Below are 19,933 nucleotides of genomic sequence, written 5' to 3' on the forward strand. Positions count from 1 at the left end.
CTCGGGTCAGGACGTGGCCACGACGACGGTGCAGCCACCCAGGCCGGGGCAGGTCAGGCCCACCTCGGTGGCCTGGTCGACGGCGATCTTCGCCACCGCGCCGGTGCCGTCCGACGCCGGCTCGACCTCGTCGCGGATGGTGAGGTCGGCGTCGCCGGGTGCCGGAGCGACGACCGTGAACCGTGCCGCGCTGCGCAGTACCAGCGTGCGCAGCCCGCCGGGGTCGACGACCCGCACCACGCAACTGCCGGTGAAGACCAGCCGGCCCGTCTCGTCGGCGCAGTCGGCGCTGACCGTTGCCGGGTCCACCGCGGCACGCTCGCCGCCCAGCGCACCCAACCGGTCGACCAGCCCGTGCCGGGCTCCCGGATCACCCTGGTCGTCGCGGCCCGTGCCCACCGCGACCACGAACAGCGCCACCAGCAGGACGGCGAGCAGCCCCAGCAGCGCCTTCTGTCGGCCGCTCATCGCGCGGCAGCCTGCGCCACGATCTCGGTGAACCGGATCTCGTCGACGCCCGCGAAGTAGCGGTTGGTGCCCTGTGTCTTGCCCACCACCGCCAGGGTGAGCCGGTGCGGACCCTTGGTGAGCCGGACCGTACCCACGTCCAGGAACTGCGTCTTCTGCACCTTCGGGGTGAAGCCGAGGAACGCCCCGCCGACCTGGGCGCCGTCGATCACGAACACGGTGTTGGCGTAGTCGAACGAGGTGGTGCGCACCGCGGCGAAACGCCACGTGCCGTCGGCCGGGATCTGCACCGTCACGGTGACCTGGTCGCCGATGGCCAGCCCCTGGAAGAACAGCTGCTTGTCCCCGGACCAGGTCACCTCGCAGCAGTTGGGTTGCGCCCCCACGACCGCCCCGCTGGTCCGTGGCGACTCCACCACCGCGGCCTCCACCAGGCTCTCCGCCTCGATGGTGACCACCCTCGGCTCGCCGGGGGCCGGCTCGCCGTCGCGGGTCAGCAGCACCACCCCCACGGTCACCACCACCAGCACCAACGCCGCCGCGGCGGCGATCCACAACCATGGGGTACGCCGTGGCGGCGCGACCGCCCGCACCTCGTACGTGACCCGGCCGCTGGAGCGGGAACTCTCCTCCGGCGCGGTGTTCGCCGAGTACGCGAACCCGGTCATGTCGTAGCGCCGTGGCGGGGTGCCCGCCGGCACGGCGAGCTTGACCAGGAACGACACCGAGCCCTGCCCGGGGACCACCCGCTGCGGCTCGGCGACGGTGAACCACGCACGCTGGGAGCCGTCACCGGGCGCCACGTCGAACACCACGGTGTCCGGCGCGTTGCCCGGGTTGGAGACGGTGAAGGTCAGCTCGCCGCTGTTGCGCGGGTCGAGGGTGAACTGCTCGGCGGCGGCGACGACCGCCCACTCGGTGGTCATGACGACTCCTCTTCCAGGACGATCTCGACGGTGGTCGAGGCGGGCTTCTCCGCCTCGACGATGCGGGTGATCACGGCGAGCTGGCCGGCGGCGGCGGCCGGCACCCGCACCACGACGTGAAAGGGCTGCTCGGCGGGTTCGTCGATCGCGAAGCCCGGCATCCCGGTGGCCAGCTCAAGGGCCCTGCGCATCCCGTACGGGGTGCCGCGCCAGCGGGCCAGCAGCGCCCCGTTGGCCACGAGGTCGCGCAGCCGACCCACCGGCAGTGGCAGCGGGGCGTCCGGGCGGGGCGAGGCCACCACATGGTCCATCGCCACCCAGCGGGTCAACTGCACGACCAGCCCGTCCGGTGCTCGGTACGGGTCGAACAGGGCGTCCACCTCGGCGAGGATCGCCTCGTCCGGGGCGTGCAACCCCTCCATCACGTCCAGCAGCGCCCAGAGCACGCTGCCCGGCACGCAGGCCCGCTGATAGGCAGCGGGCAGCAGTCGTTCAATCGCCGAGCGCCGCATCTTGGCGCACCACCTCGATGTCGTGCTCGCCGGAGCAGAGCAGCCAGGTATCCGGGACGGTCACCACGTCGGCCGTGGCCTGGTTGGCGCTGGGCGTCCAGTCGACGGCGTCGGCGCTGCGGTACACGCCGCGTTCACCGCCGGCCAGGATCAGCCGCTCCGCGGTGCCGGAACCGCCGCCGGTTGCGTGGCCGCCCGCGCCCCCGCTCACGGCGATGGCGTCGACCGGCACGAACCGGGTCCGGTCGCGCAGCGGCAGTCCGCAGTTGACCATCACCGGTTGCCACTGCGGCTGGGCGGCCAGGGTGTCCAGCCGCAGCACCCCTCCGCTCTGCGTGGCCGCCACCGCCTGCTGGCCGGCGAACGCGAGATCGCGGCAGGTGCCGCCGATCCAACCGGCCTGCATCGACTGCCACTTCACGTCGGACTCGAACAGCCGGGTGCGGTGACAGCCCTGGCCGGGCTTCTTCGGGTCGGGTTCGCCAGCGCCGCTCCACAGCAACGTGGCCGGGCCGTCGTACTGCACCGTCAACACCCGGTTGTCCACGTTGGAGAGACCGACGTGCGTGAAGCTGCCCGGCCGGCCGCCAGCGGTCGACAGGTACACCCCGAAGCTGGCCTGCGCGGCGACCGCGACGCCCGGCGCGCCCCGCTCCGAGACGAACGCGCGCACCGCGTAGAACCCCCGGTCGGCGTCGGACGGGTCGACCAGGATCTGCAACGGCACCGCCCCGGGCAGCAGCGACACCTCGTACAGGCCGGTGTCGGTGGCCACCAGCAGCGCGCCCGCGCCGTCGCGGTCCAGCCAGGCCACGTCGGAGATCCGCGAATCCAGGTCGGTGAGCAGCGACCACGTCTCGCCCAGGTCGGTGCTCAGGTGCACCCGGGAGCCGCCGGAGGCGCGCAGCGTCACCACCGCCACCGAGCCGGGACGCGCGACGATGCCCGGCCGCACCGGCGCGGGCGCGGGCGCCACCCGCACCACCGTCTCGCCGTCGAACCGGCCGGCCGGCTCCCAACCCGCGCCGCCGTTGCTGGAGCGGAACATCACCGGGCCGCGCCCGGCATACCAGGTGCGCGGCTGGTACTGGTCGACGGCGAGGGCGCGTACCTCGGCGTCGGGCGCCTCGTCGACCACGAACCGGACCGACTCGACGTAGCGCACACCCGGCTCGGCCTGCTCCAGCAGCCGGTACACGTTGGACGCCCGCAGTGGCTCGCCGAACGGCCAGCCGGCCGGGTTGAGCGCGGTCGGCAGCGGGCTCAACGTCTGGTGCAGTCGGTCGTGGATCCGGCGACGGACCGCGTCCACGTCCTCCTCCCGCCGGACCACCACCCGGGCCCGTACCGACACCGCCTTGAAGCGGGCCCAGGTCGCTCGGGACCGGATGCCGACCATCCGGCGCTCCTCCAGGTCCGCCTCCACCCGGTGCCGCGCCTCGGGCACCTCGTGCTCGCGCAGCACCGCCACCGGCAGCCGCCCACCGGGGCGGGCCGTCGGCGGCACGTACGGAACCAGCACCACCTCGACCTCGCCCGGCCGGGCGAAGCTGTAGACCGCCGCGCGGGTGAACGCCCGGGCCCGCGCCACCGCGCCGGAGCTGGTGGCCAGCACCTCGAAGTCGCGGGCGGTGACCGCCCGCTGCTGGGCGAAGAACTCGTACGGGCCGCGCAGCAGCACCGACTCCAGCGCCTCCATCTCCCGGCCGCCGGCCGCCGGCGCGGGGTTGTCCACGCGTACCCCGGGTAGAGGGTCACGCAGGCTGGTCAGCGTGCCCGCCGCCACGTTGCCGGTCGGCCCACCGCCGGCCCGGTACCAGAGCCGGATCTGCCGTCCGGCCGGCGGCACGGCCGCCACGGTCACCGACGCCGGGCCGCTCGCCGCGACCGGTGCGGGCGCGGCCGGCGCGGCCTCGTCCGTCGCGGCGGGGGTCGCACCGGCGGGCGGTCGCAGATCGAGGGCCGGGGCGAAGGTGACGGTGCCCGAGCAGCGATCGACCAGGTAGACCTTGGCCTGCGGGCCGAGTCCGGCGAAGCTGTCCACCGGCCGCCAGATCTCGAACGTGCGGCCGTCGTGCTCGCGGGCCGCCGCGCCCAACTCCACCGAGCCGGCCGGCACCTCCACGCCGAGCAGCAGGTCCAGCGGTTCGGCGGTGTGGGCCAGCGGAGCGTGGGCCGCCCGCAGCACCTGACCCGGCTGGCCGGTGCCCACGCCGAGCAACTCCGCCTCGACCGGTTCGCAGTGGTGCATCCGGACCGTCACCGACGTCTCGCCGGCCGGCAGCAGCGTCGGCTCGGTGTTGACGAACACGACCGGCCGGGGATCAGCGCCACGGGCCGCCGCGACCCGCAGGCCGGCCGGGATCCGCACCGCGCCCCGGTCGGTGCCGCTGCGGGTGAACCGGACGTCCGCCCAGGCCGCCGTGGGCGCGTGCCGGGCGACTCCGAGCAGATTCAGGAACGAGACGTACGCCTTCTCCGGCAACTGGTTCAGCCGGTAGATCATCACTTCGGTCAGGTGTGCGAACGCCTCCACCAGCGCCATGCCCGGGTCGTGCGCCGACAGGTCGGTCCATGCCGGGCAGGACTGCCGGATCCGTTCCCGGGCCTCGGTGACCAGGTCGAGGAACCCCCGGTCGTCCAGGTGCGGCACAGGCAGCGTCATGACGGTCCTCCCTGCGCGGGTTCGTCGACCGGGAGCAGGTCCACGGAGAAGACCAGCTGTCCGGGTGTCAGGCTGGCCCGCACCCGGTAGTCCAACCGGATCACCAGCCGCCACGCGTCGTCCGGGTCCGGCCCGGCGTCCACGTCGATCACCTCGACCCGTGGCTCCCAGCGGGCGATGGCCTGCCGGACGTAGTGGATGGCCAGGCCGGCCGTGGTGTCGTCGTTGGGCGCGAAGACCAACCGGTGCAGCCGGGAGCCGTACCCGGGTCGCATCAACCGCTCGCCCGGCGTGGTCGACAACAGCAGAAACAGCGCCTGTCGTACGCTCTCGTCGCCCTCGGTCATCGCCAGGCCGCCGGCCGCGGTGAGCGCCAACCCGCCGGTTCGGCCGGCGTCGAAGCCGGCGCCGACGAAGCGGAACGCCCTCATCGGTCCGCCCCCAGGAACTGCTGGCGCGGGTCGCGCACCGTGTGGTGGACCAGCCCTGGCGGCGTGCCGTCGGTGAACCCCTCCAGGTGCGACAGCACCACCCGGTGCCCGCCGACGCGGACCCAGTCGCTGTAGCCGACCCGGACGGTCAGCGTCTTGCCGCACGGCTTGATCGTCGGTCCGTAGTTGGGGCAGGCTTTGATGTCGCGCCCTTCCGGGTCCGTGTCCACCAGCACGGGCACGCCGGTGACGGTCACCCACTGCTGCGAGGGTCGGTTCTCGACCCGGCCGTCGTGATCGCAGGTGATCACGGAGTCACGGTGGATCCAGCGCATCAGCCGCCTCCTTCGTGGTGGGCGCGGGCGAGCGAACGGGCCTGCCGCGCCGCGGTGGTCGGGTCCTCGGTCGACTCGGCGTGCAGGAAGTCCACGCTGCGGGCGCGCACCACCATGGCCCGACCAGGCGCCGAGATCACCAGGTCGGACGCCGCATGCAGGGTGGCCAGATCGGGGGTCAGTTCCAGATAGCTGCCGCCCTCGGTTGCCAGCCGCAGGCTGCGCTGCACGTCGTCGACGACGATCGACTGCCCACCGGCGGTACGCAGCGTCCAGCGCCGCGCCCGGCCGTCGTCGATGCCCGCGTCGTACGGCTCGACGGCGCCGAACAGCGAACCGAGCACGATGCCCGAGGCCGGCTCACCAGCGGGCAGCACCACCAGCACGGTGTCGTCCGGATCGGGGAGCGCCACCAGGCCCTTGCCGCGCCCGGCACCGGGGCAGAGCACGGCGAGCCAACCGGCGTCCAGGTCCCCGTACGCAGGAAGGGTCAGCCGGACCCGGCCCAGCCCGTCCGGGTCGGCGACGTCGGTGACGGTGCCGAGAGTGACCACCGCGCCGCCGGTTGGGCCCGCCGGGGTGGTCGGCGGCAGCGTGGAGAACCTCGTCAGGTGCCCGTCGCCGTCCACGGTGTGCACCACCTCGGTCAGCACGTACGCCCCGGCGACCGGGTCGGGCACACCGCTCAGGTCGATCCGGCGGCCCGGCCGCAGCGCCGGATCGCCCTCGGCCACCCCCTCGGCGGTGACCAGCGCCGCCGCGCGAGTGTCCAACCGCGCCTGGGCCAGCGCCGCCAACTCGTCGTCGCTGCGGCCAGGCTGGTCGACGGCGGTGCGTACCCCGTCGGCACCCACGTCGGCCGGGTCCGGCCGGTCACCGGCCGGTCGGCCGCAGCGCGCCTCGTCGGCCTGCTGGCTGATCAACTCGGCCCGCTGCGGATGCCAGCCCAGTGCGGCGCTGGCACCGCTGGCCTGGTCGGCGTTGGTCGCCAGCCGCAGGGTGTGCACGCCCGCGCCGAGGGTCAACGCGACCGGCTCCCCGTAACCGGCGAGCGTGATCAGCCGGACCCCGTCGCCGTCGGCGGCCAGGTGCAGCCCGGCCCGACCGGCCACCTCGCGCAGCAGCTCCAGATCGCTGTGCCGGTGTTGCAGCAGCCGCTCCAACCGTGGCCCGTCGACCTCCGCCGTCACGTCCAACCCCACCTCGCCGCACAACTCCCGGGCCAGCTCGACGGCGGTCACCGAGGTGAAGACCCGCAACCCCTGCCGCTTTCGCAACCGGTGCAGCGCGTCGTACGCCCGCAGCCGCAGCACCGCCGCTCCGTCGGCGGCGTACTCGACCTCCACACCGGTGACCTCCCCGCTGAACAGGGCGTCGTCCTGGTCGGCGAGCCGGACGTCCAGCGCCGTGCCGGGGCGGACCGCCGGGTCGAACGCGCCGGCCCCGACGGTCGTTGCGAGCACCAGCTCGGCCTGCGTCGGCTGGTCGAGCCGCGCTGCCACCCGCAGCGAGCGGACCCGCTGACGGGCGGCACCGGCCAACTCGACGCCGTCGAGCAGGACGACCAACGCGCGGGGCGCGACGCTGCTCACGGCGTACCCCCTGGGGCTGGGTTCGGGCCGGTTGGTGTGGGTCCGGTCGACGGGCCGGACGTCGCGCCCCAGGCGGCGGGCGCGGTGGCGATCGAGGCGCCCACGAACGATGCGCCGGCACCTACCGCGCCGGCCAGCGCCCGCGCGACTCCGGCCACCGCACCTGCCACCGTTGACCCGCCGGTCGGGGTGCCGGGCGGCGGGACGGCGAGGGTGGTGCCGGCCGGCACCGCCAGCGGATCGGTGATCCGGTTGTGTTCGGCCAGCAGGCGCCAGCGCAGCGGCGAGCCGAGCGCGTCGTTGGCCAGCAGGTCGAAGCGCACTCCGGAGCGGCCCGGCTCGGCCGCGCCGTCGCCGGCGGCGATCACGGCGCTGCCCGGTGCGGCGGTCGGGGTGCTCGCCGCGGCCAACTCCTCGGCGAAGCCGGCCTCGGCCTGATCGGCCGTCTCAGCGGCTCGGACGAGCTTCAGCCGCAGCCAGGAACGGCGGGGCGAGCCGGTGCCGGTGAACGCGTCGAACCGCTCCGCCACCGCGATGATCACACCGGGCACGTTCCAGGTCTTGCCCCAGACCAACCGGACCAGCGGCGGTCGCAGCCAACCATGCTCCGCGGTGGAGTTCTCCGCCAGCATCCACAGGGGACGGGTGAGCACCCGTACGTCGGCCGGGCGGACCTGCGCCTCCACGAAGTCGACGTCGAAGAGCAGGTCGAGCACCAGTTCGGTCCGACCGCCGCCGGTGAACACCAGTGGGTCGTCGGCCAGCCCGGACCCGGTGAGCTGCCCGCCGGCGGCACCCCGGGGGCGTACGCCGGCGAGTCTGGTCACCTGCACGGTCTCCGGGTTGAGCAGGCAGTCCACCCGCTCGCCGGAGGAGTCGATGAGGAAGGCGACGCGTTCCATCAGTCGCCCGCCTGTTCCCGGTCCAGGCGCGCCAGGTGGGCCGCGTCCAACGCCGCATCCGGCACCGTCCACAACGGTTGGTCATCCGGCAGTGCGGGCCACGGCCCGTTGGCCACCACCGACCATCCACCGCCGACCAGGCCCGAGCCCGATTGCCCCGTCCACGTCCCGCTGGTGACCGCCTCGCCGGGCCACGCTGGCTCGTCCGGAAGGGCCGGCCAGGGGCCGCTGCCGGCGCTGCGGGCCACGTCGAGTGGGCCACCGCCCGTCGCGAGCCCCGTACCCGTCGACCCGGCTGGTCGTTCACCCCCGCCCTGCCCGCGTAGCACGCGGCCCGCCGCCGACTCCCCGCTCAGCCGCCCGCCGCGACCGTCGCCAGCTCTGAACCGGCTCCGGTCACCGCCGACGCCGAACCCGATCCGGTCAACCCCGAACCCGTTCCCATCAATCCCGAACCCATTTTTGTCCGCCTCGGACCGGTCCCGTCCTGCTGAGAGCCCGCCTCGGTTCGCCGAGGGGCGCCCTCCGCCCCACTCGTCCGACGCGCCGGCAGATGCAGCGGTAGCTCGTGGAGAGACAGTGCCCCTGGAGGGGCGGGAATCTTCCACGATCCGGCCCGACTCCCGCGAACCGAACGCGAGGGACGGTTGGGGAGCGGTCGGGGTCGTTCCGGGCTCTGTCCGGCGGTCGACGGGGCCGGGGACCGCAGGGCGGATCACCTGCCGGGATGGCCCAACGGCTTCCCCCTCCCGTCCTGACGCCGCTGACCCGTCCCCGCCCATCCCGCCAGCGGCGCCGGAAGCGCCCCGCCGCGCCGATCCACCCCGTCCCGCCGACGCACCCGATGCAGCCGACGCACCCGATGAGGCCGACGCAGTCGACGCTGCGGGTGCACCAGGCCCGGCCGTCGAGTCGAACCCGCGACGGAACCGCAGTCGGGCCGGCGGCGTCCCACCGGCCGCCGGTCCACCCGAGGTCCCGAACTCCATCCCCGTGCCAAGCTCTCCAGCCGTGCCGGGAGCACGTCCAGCGCCGGACCTGCCCGCCGTGCCGGGCTCCCCGAACCCGCCCGCGTCACGCCTTCCAGCGAACGCGCCAGCGGCGTCAGGGCCGCCGGTGCCAGCTGACCCGCCCAGCGCACCGCCAGGGCCACCAAATCCGCCGGCAGGGTCGTACCCCTCGAACCCACCTGTACCGGGGAGTGCGGCCGGCCTTCCGAACCCACCCCGCGGAGCGGCAGTGAATCGGTGACCCGACTCGCCCGGTTCCTGGCCGGCCCTGGTCGGCCCACCATCGAGGCCCCGGTCGGCTGGCCCGGCACCCTCCGCGCGGCCGGACCGGCCGTGATGTCCGTCGCCGGTGCCCGAGTCGGCGGCGCCGGTCGAGGCCCGACCGTCGGGAGGTACGTCGAGGTCCAGCTCGCGCAGCAGGCCGGGGACGTGTGCGGCGACCAGGTTCAGCCAGTGCTGCGGTGGCTCCCCGAAGCGGCGCGGGACCGCCGTGGGGGTGTCCGGCGGCCGGGGCGTCGAGTGCTGCCCGGTTGGTTCGACCCGACCGGCGAGGCGCTGCATCGCCACGGCCGCCGAGCGCAGTCGGCCGGCCAGCCAGCTACGCGGGAGTCGGCGCGGTGGCACCGCCGGACTCCAGCTCCAGGCCCTCGTAGCGCAGGGTCAACGAGGCGATGGCGATCTCGTGGCTGAGTGTGTTGAGGTGTGCGCCGCGCCACCGGGTGGGCCAGGCATCGATCAGGTTCCAGCGCAGCACCTCGGCGGTACCGACCGAGTCCAGCAGCACGACCGAGACGTTGCGACGGTTGAGCGTGCCCTGGGCGGTGGCGTTCACCCAGTCCCACAGCTCCCGGGACGCGGTGAGACCGAAGTGCAGCGTCACCGGCTCGTACTCGGCCTGGCCGGGCACCATCCGCATCCGGCCCAGGCCGTGCTCCCGGTACGGCTGCCCGGGGATGTTCACCTCCAACCCGGTCATCTCGGTGAAGTGGCCGTTGGTGACGCCGTTGATGAGTAGCCGGAAGTTGTACGCCCGGTACGGGTCGACCGGTGCGCCGGGCTGTGGGGTGGCTGTGGTGGGCATGTCAGCCTCCGATCGTCTCGGTCTCGGTGCCGCCGGCCCACTGGCTCAGCTTGAACACCACGAATTCGGCGGGCTTGACGACGGCGATGCCGATGTGGGCGATCACCATGCCCGCGTCCCGCACATCAACCGGGTTGGTCTCCTCGTCGCACTTGACGAAGAACGCCTCCTCGGGGCTGCGCCCGAGCAGCGCGCCGTCGCGCCACACGCGGGTGAGGAACGCGCCGATGTCGCGCCGGATCGAGCGCCAGAGGGTGAAGTCGTTGGGCTCGAAGACCATCCAGCGGGTGCCGTTGGCGATGGCCTGTTCGATGGCGATGCTGAGCCGCCGTACGTTGAGGTAGCGCCACTCGCTGGCCTCGGCGGCGAGCGTACGGGCGCCCCAGACGCGGATGCCCTCGCCGGCGAAGTAGCGGATCACGTTGACGCCCTTGGGGTTGAGCACGTCGTGTTCCGGCCGGGTGACCAGGTAACCGAGGTCGACGGCGCCGCGTACGGGTTCGTTGGCAGGTGCCTTGTGCACACCGCGCAGGGCGTCGGTGCGCGCCCAGATGCCGGCCAGGTGCCCGCTCGGCGGGGTGAGCTCCAACTCCCCGCTGATCGGGTCGCGTACCCGCAGCCACGGGTAGTAGAACGCGCCGAACTCGGACTGCCGGGGCCGGTACGCTGCCCCCTCCGCCCCGCCCGAGCCACCAGGACTACCCGAGCCGCCACCCGTACCCTCGGCAGGCTTGGGGGGTTTGCCGGAGGACGGCGTGGCGACCCGCGTCAACGCGGAGATGTCGTCGATGTCCGGCGCCGGGTCGCAGATCGCGACCATGGTGCGGGTGCGCTCGGCCATGCTGAGCAGCGCCTCGTGTGACACCACGTCGTGGAAGCCGGGCGCGGCGATGATGGAGATCTCGTCGACGGCCTCCAGGAGTTGCAGGCCGCCGCGCCGCTGCCCGGTGCCGGTGATCGCGCCGCCTTCGCCGACGTTGACGATCCAGCAGCGTGCGCCCCCGTTGTCCAGGAAGCCGAAGACCGCCCGGGCCAGCGGGGTGCTCTCCACCCGTTCCCCGTCGGCGAAGAGCCTCAGGAACTCCGTCCAGTTGTTGACCGGCACCGCCTCGCCCAGGTGCGCGTTGCGGTTCGGGGCGACGCCGACGAAGGCGGCGATGCTGGTGCTCGCCGGCCCGATCGGTCGGGCGCCGCTGGGGACCTCCTCGACATAGATGCCGGGGGAGAAGTAGCTGGGCATCGGTCCTCCTGTGCGGGTGGGCGTCAGTGGGTCGGTGGCGCGCAGACGATGACGATGTCGTCCTCGGCGGGGTCGACGTCGGCGGTGAGCACGAGCCCGCGCCCGGTCAGGCGGAGCCGTACCGGGCTCGGGTGTTCGGGGTCGTGCGGGATGCCGACGATCAGGAACCGGCCGTCGGTGTCGGTGCGGGTGGCGGACCCGGTGCCGGGAAGCTCGATCCGCATCGCGGCGAGAGGTTGGTCCTCGGGGCCGACCACGCGGCCGGTGAGGGTGCGCACCTCCAGTTGCCGCAGCCGCAGCGGTTGCAGCACCGGTGGCGCGGCGGGGGTCGGGTGGTCCACCTGCGCGGGCACGTCGATCAGCAGCGCCGGGCGCGGCGTGGCACCGAACGCCGTCCACAGTGGCGCGTCGCCGGCCTCCAGGACGACCGGGTAGCTGCCGTCGCTGGTGGCGGCGGTGAGCACCCGGTCCAGCCGGGGCAACCCGGCTGGACCGGTCACGCAGAGCAGGTAGCGGACCGTGAATCGGTACGGCTCGCGGACCGCCCCGCTGGAGCGGGTCTGTCGGGCCGGGCGCAGTTCGAGGGGCCAGAGGGTGAGCCCGGCGGCGTCGCCGTCGGTGCGGGGCGGGCCGATCGGGACGGGTTCCCCCGCCGCGCTGGTCAGCCAGGCTGCCAGCTCGGTGGTGGCCGTCTCGATCGGTCCGCGCCCGTCGGTGCTCATCGCGGCGGCGTCCCCTGGATCCGGTACGCGATGGCCTCGTTCCACACGTGCGGGTAGACGCCGATCTCGAAGTACCGGGTGAACCGGTTGATCGGTGCGTTGGTGTGGTCGTGGTAGAGCAGCCACACCGGGGCGATGGTGAACAGCACGTAGTTCGCCAGCACCAGCGGGATGTAGAGCGGGCCGAGCAGGCGACCCTGGAAGATGTGCACGTCCTCGTGCCGCTGGATGCCCGAGCTGGAGCCGGCGCAGACGGTGCCGATGGTGGTGGCGTAGCGGGGCGAGACCCCCTCCACCACGCTGACCCGGCCGCTGCCGGACGAGGTGGGCCGGTCCAGCGAGTGGCCGAAGATCAGGTGCACGGCCAGGTAGATGGCCCCGACGACCGTGTTGAGCAGGCTCCAGGTGTGGTCGACGACGAAGAGGAAGATGCCGCGGGCGTCTGATGCGTACACCCCGGCGGAGGCCACCGACCAGCCGAAGACCGCGCCGACCAGCAGGCCCACGACGGCGCCGATCAGCAGCCCGATCGTGCCGCCGGTGAGGAAGCCGAACAGGGCGCCGAAGCTGACCTGGACCGCCGCGCTGATGATTCCGAAGACCATGACGTCACCCCTCAGACCCAGGAGCGGAAGACTCGGGGCTCACGACCCTGCGCGACCTGGGTCGGCGACGCCTGTGTCGCCTGCCGGTTGCCGGGTGGGAACTGGTTGACGCCGAGCGCGGCGGAGAAGATGACCAGCGCGTTGAAGAACGCGATGATCCACTTCTCGCCGCCGGCGTCGTCGGCGATTGCCGCTGTCACGTAGGACAGCAGCAGCGCGATGCCGATGGCGATCCACTTGCGAATCTTGTCGCCGCTCGGGCCGATCAGCCCGCCGATGACGTTGGTGGCCAGCAGGGTGGCGGCGCTCGCGCCGGCGAGGCTCCCCAGAGCTGCCCAGGTGAAGAGATCGTTCATGGCGATCCCCCTTTTCTGCGATGGTGCGACCGGGATGTGGTGGTGGTGAGGTTCGGTGCTCCCAAGCTGGGAGCACCGGGGCCGGTCGCCGTCGTCGCGGGCGGCCGGGGCCGGGCGCGGCCGGCTGAGCCGGCCACCAGGTGGATCAGCCGGGCCCCGGGGCGCCGGCGGGCGGGCCCGGCGAGGTCGGGCCGGGCGCAGCCGGCGTCGCGGGTTGGCGGCGGCGCACCAGGAGTACGCCCACCGCGGCGAGCAGCAGCAGGAGGAGCGCGCCGCCAACGACCAGCAGCCAGGGGAACCCGCCTCCGTCGCTGGCGGCGGCCGGCGAGGCGGACGGTCGAGGTGGCGCCTCGGCGACGGCCCGCAGCTCGGTCGGCTTGTCCTGGTTGGGGTCCACCTTCCAGCTGACCGACCGGCCGTTGACGGTGCCATTGCTGTCGATCACCCGGCCGGGAAATGTCACCGAGATCTCGAATGACATCAACTTGAGGAAGGCCTGCTGGTTCTGCGGATTCTGCTGCGCCACCTTTCCGCCGTATTTCGTCGGATCCAGTGGCAACGTGAAGCGGTAGAAATCGCCGTCCCGGACCAGTTTCACACTTTCCGTGTCGAAGCTCGCCAGCGGCGCCTTGCGATAACTGATCTGGGTGCCGAAGAGTTTGTCGTCCTCGTAACCGGTCTCCTCGCCCTGCGGCAGGGCGGGAATGTTCTGCCGCAGCTCCGCGAAGGCCGCCGGAACGTTCTTGTTCCGCGAGGTCAGTAGGGACTTCTGGGCCGTCAGCAGCAGTTGCCCGTCGACTGTGTCGTCGGCGTTGACGGTGAGGCCCATGTTGAGCTGCATACAGCCGCTCAGTGCGGCGAGAAGGAGGAGACACGCCGCGACGCGGAGTGCCTTACCGCGGTTGACTCTCCTGTTCATGGGCTCAGTGTGTGTGATCGCTTTCACCATGGCAGTCAGCGATCGGTCACAACGCAGTCGCCGACTTTACCGGCACGCTGTCGCCTTTGATTAAGTCCGATGGCAGCCCAATTGACTACTCTGGAGTTTTGGGGCAACGACGGTTCCTCGTCGGTCGTAGGCTGACCGGATGTTGATGATCGCGTGCGTGCTGCTGGTGGATCCCGACGGCCAACTGCTGCTGCAACTACGCGACGGCAACGCCCGCTACCACCCCAACGTCTGGGGGCTGCCCGGCGGCCACGGCGAGCCGGGGGAGACGCCGGAGCAGACCGCCGAGCGCGAGCTGTGGGAGGAGACCGGCCTGCGCGCCGACGGGCCGCTGCGCCCGATCGCCGTGCAGACGTTGCCCGAGCTGGGCCGGGTGAAGCACTACTTCCTCGGCAGCACCCGGGCCCGGCAGGAGGACGTGGTGCTCGGTGAGGGCGCCGCGATGCTCTTCGTGCCCGGCGACGAGGTGCTCAACGGTCGACCCTGGACTCCCGGCACCGTCGAGGTGCTGACCCGGTTCCTCGCCTCACCCGAGTACGCCACCCGCACACCGGACGACTGTCGGTCCGGCTCAGTCTGACGGAGGTCGCCAGTCCGCGTAGCGGGCCATGCCCCGCAGGGCGGCCCGGGCGGGGGTGAGCCGTAACGCGGAGTCCCGCACCGCGACGGCGAGGGGGCCTGCGCAGTTGCTGGCCGTACCGGCCGGCGTTGAAGGCGGCCCGGGCAACGGCCTGACTGCGCGGGCCACGCTGCTCGTCGTACGCGTGGCCGCCGGCCGGGGCGTTCAGTGTGCCGGACCAGCAGACCTGCCCATCGCCAAGCGGCACCATGCCGAACTCGGCGCCCGGCCCCCAGCTGATCGCGACCGGGACGTGAAACGCGATGGCTGCTCGCCACGCCGTCGCCCCCGCCCCCGCCCCGCCCCGCCCGGCCCCGCCCCGCCCGCGCCCCGCCCGGCCCGCCCCCGCCCCGCCCGCGTCGATCATGGAGTTGTGGTGCCTCATAAAAGCCGTGTATCGCCATCAATCGCCCACCACGACTCCATGATCGAGGGAGGCGGGCGGGTCGGGGCGGGTTGGGGTGGGGTGGGTTAGGGGATGGTTAGCCAGGTGGTGGCGTCGTCGCGGATCGGGGTGGGGATCTCGTGGCCGCCGTCGAACTCTTCGTAGGTGACGTCGTAGCCGAGGCCATGCAGGTGTGGGACGAGCCGACGGCTACACACGTCGATCGGCAGCACCCGGTCGTCGACTCCGTGCGAGATGAAGATCCGTGGATGGCCGTGGGTGACCGGTGGCGCGGCGAAACCAGGGGAGAAGGCCAGCACCGCGTCGATCAGGTCTCCGTTGGCCAGGCCCAGCGACAGCGCGTACGAGGCGCCGTCGGAGAAGCCGCCGAGCGTCACGTCGCGAACCGGGTAGCCGTCGAAGGCGGTCGCCAGCAACCCGTCGATTCGCCCCACGTCCGCCCCGAATCCGCCGGCGATCAGGTCCCAACTGGCCGCCGACGACTGCGGGGCGACCAGCAGCAGGTGGTGTGCGTCCGCGACGGGCAGCAGCAGGTCCAGCCCCTGCCGAGCCGAGCCGCTCGCACCGTGCAGGAGCAGCACCAACCGGTACGCCGAACCGTCGGTCGCCGGCTCCGGGGCGTACGCGATCGCCACGTCGCCGCCGTCGGGGCCGGTCATCGGCACGAGCCCGCTGGGTCCCGGCGCCACCGGCGGGTGAGGGCGAACGGTCAACCGGCCGTGCCGGGGATTCCGGTGCGGCGGCGCGGAGTCGGACACGGGTCACCACTCCTCGCGATCGACGGATCGTCCGACGCGGTTACCCGGCTCGCGACGAGTTAACCGGCGGCAGACCCACGCGCCGGCCCGGCCCAGCAGGTGGGCCCGGCCCGGCCCAGCAGGTCGGCGCGGGCCGTCAGGAAGGGCGGCGGGCCGTCGAGTCAGGCGCTGGCCCGGGCGACCAGTTCGGACGGGAAGAGAGTCGCCCGAGCGGCCGGACGTCCGTCCAGCAGGGCGGTCGCCGCGGCGGTGGCGATCTGCCCCACCGGGTGGCTCGCCGTGGTCAGCGCCGGTGCGGTCATCGCGGCCAGCGGGATGTCGTCGAAGCCGGCCACCGCCACGTCGCCCGGCACCCGCACACCGGCGTCGCGCAGCGCCGCCATCACCCCGAGCGCGGTGTCGTCGCTGATCGCGTAGATCGCGTCGACGTCCGGCCAGCGGTGCAGCGCCTCCTCGGCCGCTGTCCGACCGCGCGCCGCCGTGAAGTCCCCGGGCAGCACCCGCTCCGGCAGGCCGGCCTGGCGCATGAGTCGGCGGTACGTCTCCACGGGGCGTTGCGCGCAGGGTAGCCACCGCGGGCCGGTCACCATGGCGATCCGGCGGCGACCGGTGGCGTACAGGTGGCGCAGCACCGCGTCGGAACCGGCGGCGTTGTCGATGTCGAACGACGGCACGGTCGCGGAGCCGATGCCGATCGAGACCACCCGGCCGTGCAGCGACCGTGGCACCCCGTCCAGCAGATCCTCGGTGGTGTTGATCAGAATCACACCGCAGACGGTGCGATCCTCGGCGAGCTTGTCGAGGCTGCGCGAGCCGCCGAGCGGCAGCCACTGCAGCGCCACCCCCACGCCGGCGGCCGTGCAGACCCGGGCGGCCGAGCCGACCACCCGGTGGACGTACGGGTCGTCCAGCACCGCCTCGTTGGCGGCCAGCGCGGCCACCACCAGTCGTACGCCGCCGCCGCGGACCAGAGCTCGGGCAGCCGGGTTGGGTACGTAGCCGAGCTGGTCGACGGCTGCCGTGACCTGTTCCCGGGCTGTCGGCGAGGCGAACCCTGTGCCGGCGATCACCCGCGACGCGGTGGACCGGGACACCCCGGCGACCCGCGCCACGTCCTCGAGAGTGGCCGGCCGGTGTGCCGCTGCCGTCATCGTTGCCTCCTGCGGCGGCCCATCTGGTCGGACAAACGCCAGTTCACATCATGCCCCGGTGACTTCAACAGCGGTAAGGGGATTACCGGTTGTGGTGGTAGCGCTCTCAGGTGTGCGATCGTCCGAGGAGATCACCCCGACGAAGAGGATCAGACGCGTGAGCGCCCCCACCAGCAGAGCTGTTGCCCCGGCCACCACATCGCCGCCGTCACGGGCGGTGCGGCTCGCCCGCAACGGCGTCGCTGTCACCTTCACCCTCAACGGGCTGGCCGTTGGCAGCTGGTTCTCCCGGGTGCCGGCGGTACGCGAGGCGTTGGACCTGTCCGCCGGCAGGCTCGGCCTGCTGCTGCTGGCGATGAGCGTCGGCGCGTTGCTCGCCATGCCGACCGCCGGCCTGCTCGCCCAGCGACTCGGCGCGGCCCGCACCGTGACCCTGGCCGCCGTGCTGGTCGCGGTTGGTGTGACCGTGGCCGGTGTGGGCGCCACGGTGACCGGATCGTTCGCCGTCGTCGCCGTGGGGTTGGTGGCCTTCGGCTACGGCTCCGGCGCCTGCGACGTCGCGATGAACGTGGAGGCCGCTGCGGTGGAGCGGCGGTTGGGGCGCACGATCATGCCCCGCTTCCACGCGGCGTGGAGCCTGGGCTCGGTGGCCGGCGCCGGCCTCGGCGCCGGGGCGGCCCGGTTCGACGTGTCGGTCGGCGCGCACCTCGCCGGGGTGGCGGTGGTTGTGTTGAGCGGCACCGCGCTCGCCGCCCGAATGTTCCTGCCCCTGGCGGGAGTTGACCCCAACGGCGATCCGGTGGACTCCACCCCGGCTGCCCGCCGCCGGGCACAGCTCGCTGCCTGGCGGGAGCCGCGCACCCTGCTGATCGGGCTGTTCGTGCTGGTGGCCGCCTTCACCGAGGGTGCCGCCAACGACTGGCTGGCCGTCGCGTTCGTCGACGGTCGGGACCTGAGTGAGGCCGCCGGCGCGGCGGTGTTCGGTGTCTTCGTCGTGGGCATGACCGTCGGGCGTACCGTCGGCACGGTCGCACTGGACCGGTGGGGCCGGGTGCCGGTGCTCATCGGCACCATCGGGCTCGCCGTGGTCGGCGCCACCCTGGCCGTACTGGCCGGCTCCGGGCCGGTGGCCATCGTCGGCGTCGCGCTGTGGGGTCTCGGCGCGTCGCTGGGTTTCCCGGTCGGGATGAGCGCGGCGGCCGACGAGGAGGCCCACGCGCCCGTGCGGGTGAGCGTGGTCGCGGTGATCGGCTACACCGCGTTCCTGGGTGGGCCGCCGTTGCTGGGGCTGCTCGGCGACGATTTCGGCATCCTGCGCGCGCTGTTGGTGGTGCCGCTGCTGCTGGTGCCGACCCTGCTGCTGGTGCCCGTGCTGCGCCCGCCACACAGCGCCGAACAGGCTCCTGCAGCACAGTAAAACTAACCCAGACCGGGGCCGGGCGGTATCGGGTGCGCGGCCGACTGTGCCGCGTACCCGACCTGGCTAGGGTCGCCCAATGCCAACCGACGAGATCACCGCCGCCGCGGCGGGCACCTGGACCCTGGGCGACCGCCCCGTGCACCGGATGGGCTTCGGCTCCATGCGGATCACCGCGAACCCCGACCGCGACCGGGCCGTCGCCCTGCTGCGCCGCGCCGTGGAACTGGGCGTCAACCACATCGACACGGCCGCGTTCTACGTCTCGCCCGGCGGAACTCTGCGCGTCGGGACCGGCCCGGCCCGCTACGCCACCGAGCTGATCCGCGCGGCGCTCGCCCCGTACCGGGAGGATCTGGTGATCGTCACCAAGGTCGGCTTCGGGTACGACCCGGAGGTGGGCTTCACCGAGGCGCTCACCCCGGCGCAGTTACGTGCTCAGGTGGAGGAGAACCTGCGTCGGCTCGGCCGCGACCACCTCGAGGTGGTGAACCTGCGCCTCGGTCGGGGACCGGGCACCGTGCCGCTGGTCGACCGGTTCGGCGCCCTCGCCGAGCTGCGTGCCGCCGGGCTGATCCGGCACCTGGGGCTCTCCAACGTCCGCCCCGAGCAGTTGGACGAGGTGGCGGGCATCGCGCCGGTGGTCTGCGTGCAGAACAACTACGGGGTGGACGCCTATCGGGAGCAGGACGACTTCGTCCGGTTCTGCGGCGAGCGGGGCATCGCCTACGTGCCGTTCTTCGCGCTGGCCGGCCGCGGCCGGGAGGCGGGCGCGAGCGCCGCGCAGGGCGAGGCCGTCGAGGCGGTCGCCCGCGCCCACGGCGTCACTCCGCATCAGGTACGCCTGGCCTGGACGTTGCACCAGGGCCCCCACGTGCTGGCCATCCCCGGCACCGGAGACCCGGAACACCTGGCGCAGAACATAGCGGCCGGAGCCCTCCACCTAACCCCCGAGGACCTAACCACCCTCGCCTAACCCGCCCCCTCACCCCCGTCCACCCTCTCCCTGCCTCGTTGATCATGAAGTTAGCGGCGCGACACGCCGGTATCGATGTCGCTAACTTCATGATCAACGGGGTGGGGTGGGGTGGGGTTGGTCGTGGAGCCAGACTCGGAGGTGGCCGGTGGGGGTGAAGCCGGCTTCTCGGGCTGGGATTAGGTCGGGGGTGGATTCGTAGCCGACCAGGGGTGCTCTGGGCAGGGTGGCGCAGACTCCGTGCCAGACGGACGTTGGGTTGTTGGTGTGGGTGAACAGGTTGGAGACGCCGTACGGGTCGCTGCCGCTGAGCACCGCGCCGCCGGTGAGCAGGCCCTGGTCGTCGTAGCGGGCGAGTACCCGTACCCGGGGGTCGGTCAGGAGCGCTGGGCGGAACAGCTCCCCGCCGCCGTGTGCCGCCGCCCAGGCCGCCAGATCGTCGGGCGTGGTGACCGGGGTGAGTGGCGCTTCGGGCGGTGGGTCCGTCGGTGCGCGGCGGATCCACTGCGCGTCGAAGAGCACCCGGAAGCCGTACCCGGACAGGTCGAGGTCGGCGAAGCTGTCCTTCACCGACGCACCGGATCCCGCGTCGATGCGGGCCAGCAGGGCTTCGGCGTCGACACCGGGCCGCAGGGTGACCGCATCCGGGTACCACGGTGGGGAGCGGCGGGGGACCGACCAGGCATCGGCGTCGGTACGACCGGCCAACCCGTGGCTGCCGCAGACGATGTCGCACCATTCGGCGTTGTTACGGGCCGCCGCGGTCCGCTGGTCCTCAGGCACGTCACGCAGCCTAGGTGGCCCACCGACCG

General features: G+C 73.1%; 21 protein-coding genes. 3 read left to right on the forward strand and 18 right to left on the reverse strand.

Annotated features, from left to right (window positions below):
• Window positions 1-6: 6 nt before the first annotated feature.
• From ABZT18_RS11410 to ABZT18_RS11480, 15 genes are all read right to left on the reverse strand, one after another.
• The gene (locus ABZT18_RS11410; RefSeq protein WP_354994211.1) at window positions 7-468 is read right to left on the reverse strand and encodes a hypothetical protein; all 462 of its coding nucleotides are present in this window, start codon (window positions 466-468) and stop codon (window positions 7-9) included.
• Window positions 465-1,394: a hypothetical protein gene (locus ABZT18_RS11415; protein ID WP_354994210.1), complete on the reverse strand. Its 930-nt coding sequence runs from the start codon at window positions 1,392-1,394 to the stop codon at window positions 465-467. The genes ABZT18_RS11410 and ABZT18_RS11415 overlap by 4 nt, the downstream gene beginning before the upstream one ends.
• Window positions 1,391-1,906, reverse strand: coding sequence for a phage tail protein (locus tag ABZT18_RS11420; RefSeq protein ID WP_354994209.1), 516 nt, complete (start codon window positions 1,904-1,906; stop codon window positions 1,391-1,393). The genes ABZT18_RS11415 and ABZT18_RS11420 overlap by 4 nt, the downstream gene beginning before the upstream one ends.
• Window positions 1,887-4,571: a putative baseplate assembly protein gene (locus tag ABZT18_RS11425; RefSeq protein WP_354994208.1), complete on the reverse strand. Its 2,685-nt coding sequence runs from the start codon at window positions 4,569-4,571 to the stop codon at window positions 1,887-1,889. The genes ABZT18_RS11420 and ABZT18_RS11425 overlap by 20 nt, the downstream gene beginning before the upstream one ends.
• A complete protein-coding gene (locus ABZT18_RS11430) occupies window positions 4,568-5,002 on the reverse strand; it encodes a GPW/gp25 family protein (protein ID WP_238661987.1) in 435 nt (144 codons plus the stop codon). Before ABZT18_RS11430 ends, ABZT18_RS11425 begins: the two co-directional genes overlap by 4 nt.
• Window positions 4,999-5,337, reverse strand: a complete 339-nt coding sequence (locus tag ABZT18_RS11435; RefSeq protein ID WP_354994207.1) for a hypothetical protein — start codon at window positions 5,335-5,337, stop codon at window positions 4,999-5,001. Before ABZT18_RS11435 ends, ABZT18_RS11430 begins: the two co-directional genes overlap by 4 nt.
• Window positions 5,337-6,929, reverse strand: coding sequence for a contractile injection system protein, VgrG/Pvc8 family (locus ABZT18_RS11440; protein ID WP_354994206.1), 1,593 nt, complete (start codon window positions 6,927-6,929; stop codon window positions 5,337-5,339). Before ABZT18_RS11440 ends, ABZT18_RS11435 begins: the two co-directional genes overlap by 1 nt.
• A complete protein-coding gene (locus ABZT18_RS11445; protein WP_354994205.1) occupies window positions 6,926-7,831 on the reverse strand; it encodes a hypothetical protein in 906 nt (301 codons plus the stop codon). The genes ABZT18_RS11440 and ABZT18_RS11445 overlap by 4 nt, the downstream gene beginning before the upstream one ends.
• Window positions 7,831-8,079 carry a hypothetical protein gene (locus ABZT18_RS11450; protein ID WP_354994204.1) on the reverse strand — a complete coding sequence of 83 codons (249 nt, stop codon included), beginning with the start codon at window positions 8,077-8,079 and terminating at the stop codon, window positions 7,831-7,833. Before ABZT18_RS11450 ends, ABZT18_RS11445 begins: the two co-directional genes overlap by 1 nt.
• 1,360 nt (window positions 8,080-9,439) lie before the next feature.
• Window positions 9,440-9,922 carry a phage tail protein gene (locus ABZT18_RS11455; protein WP_354994203.1) on the reverse strand — a complete coding sequence of 161 codons (483 nt, stop codon included), beginning with the start codon at window positions 9,920-9,922 and terminating at the stop codon, window positions 9,440-9,442.
• Window position 9,923: 1 nt separating this feature from the next.
• Window positions 9,924-11,162, reverse strand: a complete 1,239-nt coding sequence (locus ABZT18_RS11460) for a phage tail sheath subtilisin-like domain-containing protein (protein ID WP_354994202.1) — start codon at window positions 11,160-11,162, stop codon at window positions 9,924-9,926.
• A gap of 23 nt (window positions 11,163-11,185) precedes the next feature.
• On the reverse strand, window positions 11,186-11,884 hold the full coding sequence (locus ABZT18_RS11465; protein ID WP_354994201.1) for a carboxypeptidase regulatory-like domain-containing protein: 699 nt from the start codon (window positions 11,882-11,884) through the stop codon (window positions 11,186-11,188).
• The gene (locus ABZT18_RS11470; RefSeq protein WP_354994200.1) at window positions 11,881-12,489 is read right to left on the reverse strand and encodes a glycine zipper family protein; all 609 of its coding nucleotides are present in this window, start codon (window positions 12,487-12,489) and stop codon (window positions 11,881-11,883) included. The genes ABZT18_RS11465 and ABZT18_RS11470 overlap by 4 nt, the downstream gene beginning before the upstream one ends.
• A gap of 11 nt (window positions 12,490-12,500) precedes the next feature.
• The gene (locus ABZT18_RS11475) at window positions 12,501-12,845 is read right to left on the reverse strand and encodes a hypothetical protein (RefSeq protein ID WP_354994199.1); all 345 of its coding nucleotides are present in this window, start codon (window positions 12,843-12,845) and stop codon (window positions 12,501-12,503) included.
• A gap of 145 nt (window positions 12,846-12,990) precedes the next feature.
• Entirely contained in the window at window positions 12,991-13,764 is a 774-nt protein-coding gene (locus ABZT18_RS11480; protein ID WP_354994198.1) for a DUF3153 domain-containing protein, read from the reverse strand.
• A gap of 169 nt (window positions 13,765-13,933) precedes the next feature.
• Between ABZT18_RS11480 and ABZT18_RS11485 the strand changes: the two genes are divergently transcribed.
• Window positions 13,934-14,374: an NUDIX domain-containing protein gene (locus ABZT18_RS11485; protein ID WP_354994197.1), complete on the forward strand. Its 441-nt coding sequence runs from the start codon at window positions 13,934-13,936 to the stop codon at window positions 14,372-14,374.
• 510 nt (window positions 14,375-14,884) lie between these two features.
• On the opposite strand, the gene ABZT18_RS11490 is transcribed toward ABZT18_RS11485, so the two are convergent.
• Window positions 14,885-15,478 carry a phospholipase gene (locus ABZT18_RS11490; RefSeq protein WP_355251160.1) on the reverse strand — a complete coding sequence of 198 codons (594 nt, stop codon included), beginning with the start codon at window positions 15,476-15,478 and terminating at the stop codon, window positions 14,885-14,887.
• A gap of 260 nt (window positions 15,479-15,738) precedes the next feature.
• Window positions 15,739-16,728: a LacI family DNA-binding transcriptional regulator gene (locus ABZT18_RS11495; RefSeq protein WP_354994195.1), complete on the reverse strand. Its 990-nt coding sequence runs from the start codon at window positions 16,726-16,728 to the stop codon at window positions 15,739-15,741.
• Between ABZT18_RS11495 and ABZT18_RS11500 the strand changes: the two genes are divergently transcribed.
• Window positions 16,658-18,145, forward strand: coding sequence for an MFS transporter (locus tag ABZT18_RS11500; protein WP_355251163.1), 1,488 nt, complete (start codon window positions 16,658-16,660; stop codon window positions 18,143-18,145). The two genes, ABZT18_RS11495 and ABZT18_RS11500, sit on opposite strands and share 71 nt — an antisense overlap.
• Window positions 18,146-18,224: 79 nt before the next feature.
• Window positions 18,225-19,121 carry an aldo/keto reductase gene (locus ABZT18_RS11505; protein ID WP_354994193.1) on the forward strand — a complete coding sequence of 299 codons (897 nt, stop codon included), beginning with the start codon at window positions 18,225-18,227 and terminating at the stop codon, window positions 19,119-19,121.
• A gap of 93 nt (window positions 19,122-19,214) precedes the next feature.
• On the opposite strand, the gene ABZT18_RS11510 is transcribed toward ABZT18_RS11505, so the two are convergent.
• Window positions 19,215-19,904 carry a hypothetical protein gene (locus ABZT18_RS11510; RefSeq protein WP_354994192.1) on the reverse strand — a complete coding sequence of 230 codons (690 nt, stop codon included), beginning with the start codon at window positions 19,902-19,904 and terminating at the stop codon, window positions 19,215-19,217.
• Window positions 19,905-19,933 lie beyond the last annotated feature (29 nt).

The organism is Micromonospora sp. NPDC005291 (genome assembly GCF_040607415.1).
GTDB lineage: Bacteria > Actinomycetota > Actinomycetes > Mycobacteriales > Micromonosporaceae > Micromonospora.

What these genes read in the sequence shown, in the direction of transcription:
- ABZT18_RS11415 (WP_354994210.1), bottom strand. Translation starts at nt 1,394, where the DNA reads ATGACCACCGAGTGGGCGGTCGTCGCCGCCGCCGAGCAGTTCACCCTC.
- ABZT18_RS11455 (WP_354994203.1), bottom strand. Translation starts at nt 9,922, where the DNA reads ATGCCCACCACAGCCACCCCACAGCCCGGCGCACCGGTCGACCCGTAC.
- ABZT18_RS11420 (WP_354994209.1), bottom strand. Translation starts at nt 1,906, where the DNA reads ATGCGGCGCTCGGCGATTGAACGACTGCTGCCCGCTGCCTATCAGCGG.
- ABZT18_RS11460 (WP_354994202.1), bottom strand. Translation starts at nt 11,162, where the DNA reads ATGCCCAGCTACTTCTCCCCCGGCATCTATGTCGAGGAGGTCCCCAGC.
- ABZT18_RS11495 (WP_354994195.1), bottom strand. Translation starts at nt 16,728, where the DNA reads ATGACGGCAGCGGCACACCGGCCGGCCACTCTCGAGGACGTGGCGCGG.
- ABZT18_RS11475 (WP_354994199.1), bottom strand. Translation starts at nt 12,845, where the DNA reads ATGAACGATCTCTTCACCTGGGCAGCTCTGGGGAGCCTCGCCGGCGCG.
- ABZT18_RS11505 (WP_354994193.1), top strand. Translation starts at nt 18,225, where the DNA reads ATGCCAACCGACGAGATCACCGCCGCCGCGGCGGGCACCTGGACCCTG.
- ABZT18_RS11465 (WP_354994201.1), bottom strand. Translation starts at nt 11,884, where the DNA reads ATGAGCACCGACGGGCGCGGACCGATCGAGACGGCCACCACCGAGCTG.
- ABZT18_RS11485 (WP_354994197.1), top strand. Translation starts at nt 13,934, where the DNA reads ATGTTGATGATCGCGTGCGTGCTGCTGGTGGATCCCGACGGCCAACTG.
- ABZT18_RS11430 (WP_238661987.1), bottom strand. Translation starts at nt 5,002, where the DNA reads ATGAGGGCGTTCCGCTTCGTCGGCGCCGGCTTCGACGCCGGCCGAACC.
- ABZT18_RS11490 (WP_355251160.1), bottom strand. Translation starts at nt 15,478, where the DNA reads ATGACCGGCCCCGACGGCGGCGACGTGGCGATCGCGTACGCCCCGGAG.
- ABZT18_RS11480 (WP_354994198.1), bottom strand. Translation starts at nt 13,764, where the DNA reads ATGAACAGGAGAGTCAACCGCGGTAAGGCACTCCGCGTCGCGGCGTGT.
- ABZT18_RS11470 (WP_354994200.1), bottom strand. Translation starts at nt 12,489, where the DNA reads ATGGTCTTCGGAATCATCAGCGCGGCGGTCCAGGTCAGCTTCGGCGCC.
- ABZT18_RS11435 (WP_354994207.1), bottom strand. Translation starts at nt 5,337, where the DNA reads ATGCGCTGGATCCACCGTGACTCCGTGATCACCTGCGATCACGACGGC.
- ABZT18_RS11445 (WP_354994205.1), bottom strand. Translation starts at nt 7,831, where the DNA reads ATGGAACGCGTCGCCTTCCTCATCGACTCCTCCGGCGAGCGGGTGGAC.
- ABZT18_RS11410 (WP_354994211.1), bottom strand. Translation starts at nt 468, where the DNA reads ATGAGCGGCCGACAGAAGGCGCTGCTGGGGCTGCTCGCCGTCCTGCTG.
- ABZT18_RS11425 (WP_354994208.1), bottom strand. Translation starts at nt 4,571, where the DNA reads ATGACGCTGCCTGTGCCGCACCTGGACGACCGGGGGTTCCTCGACCTG.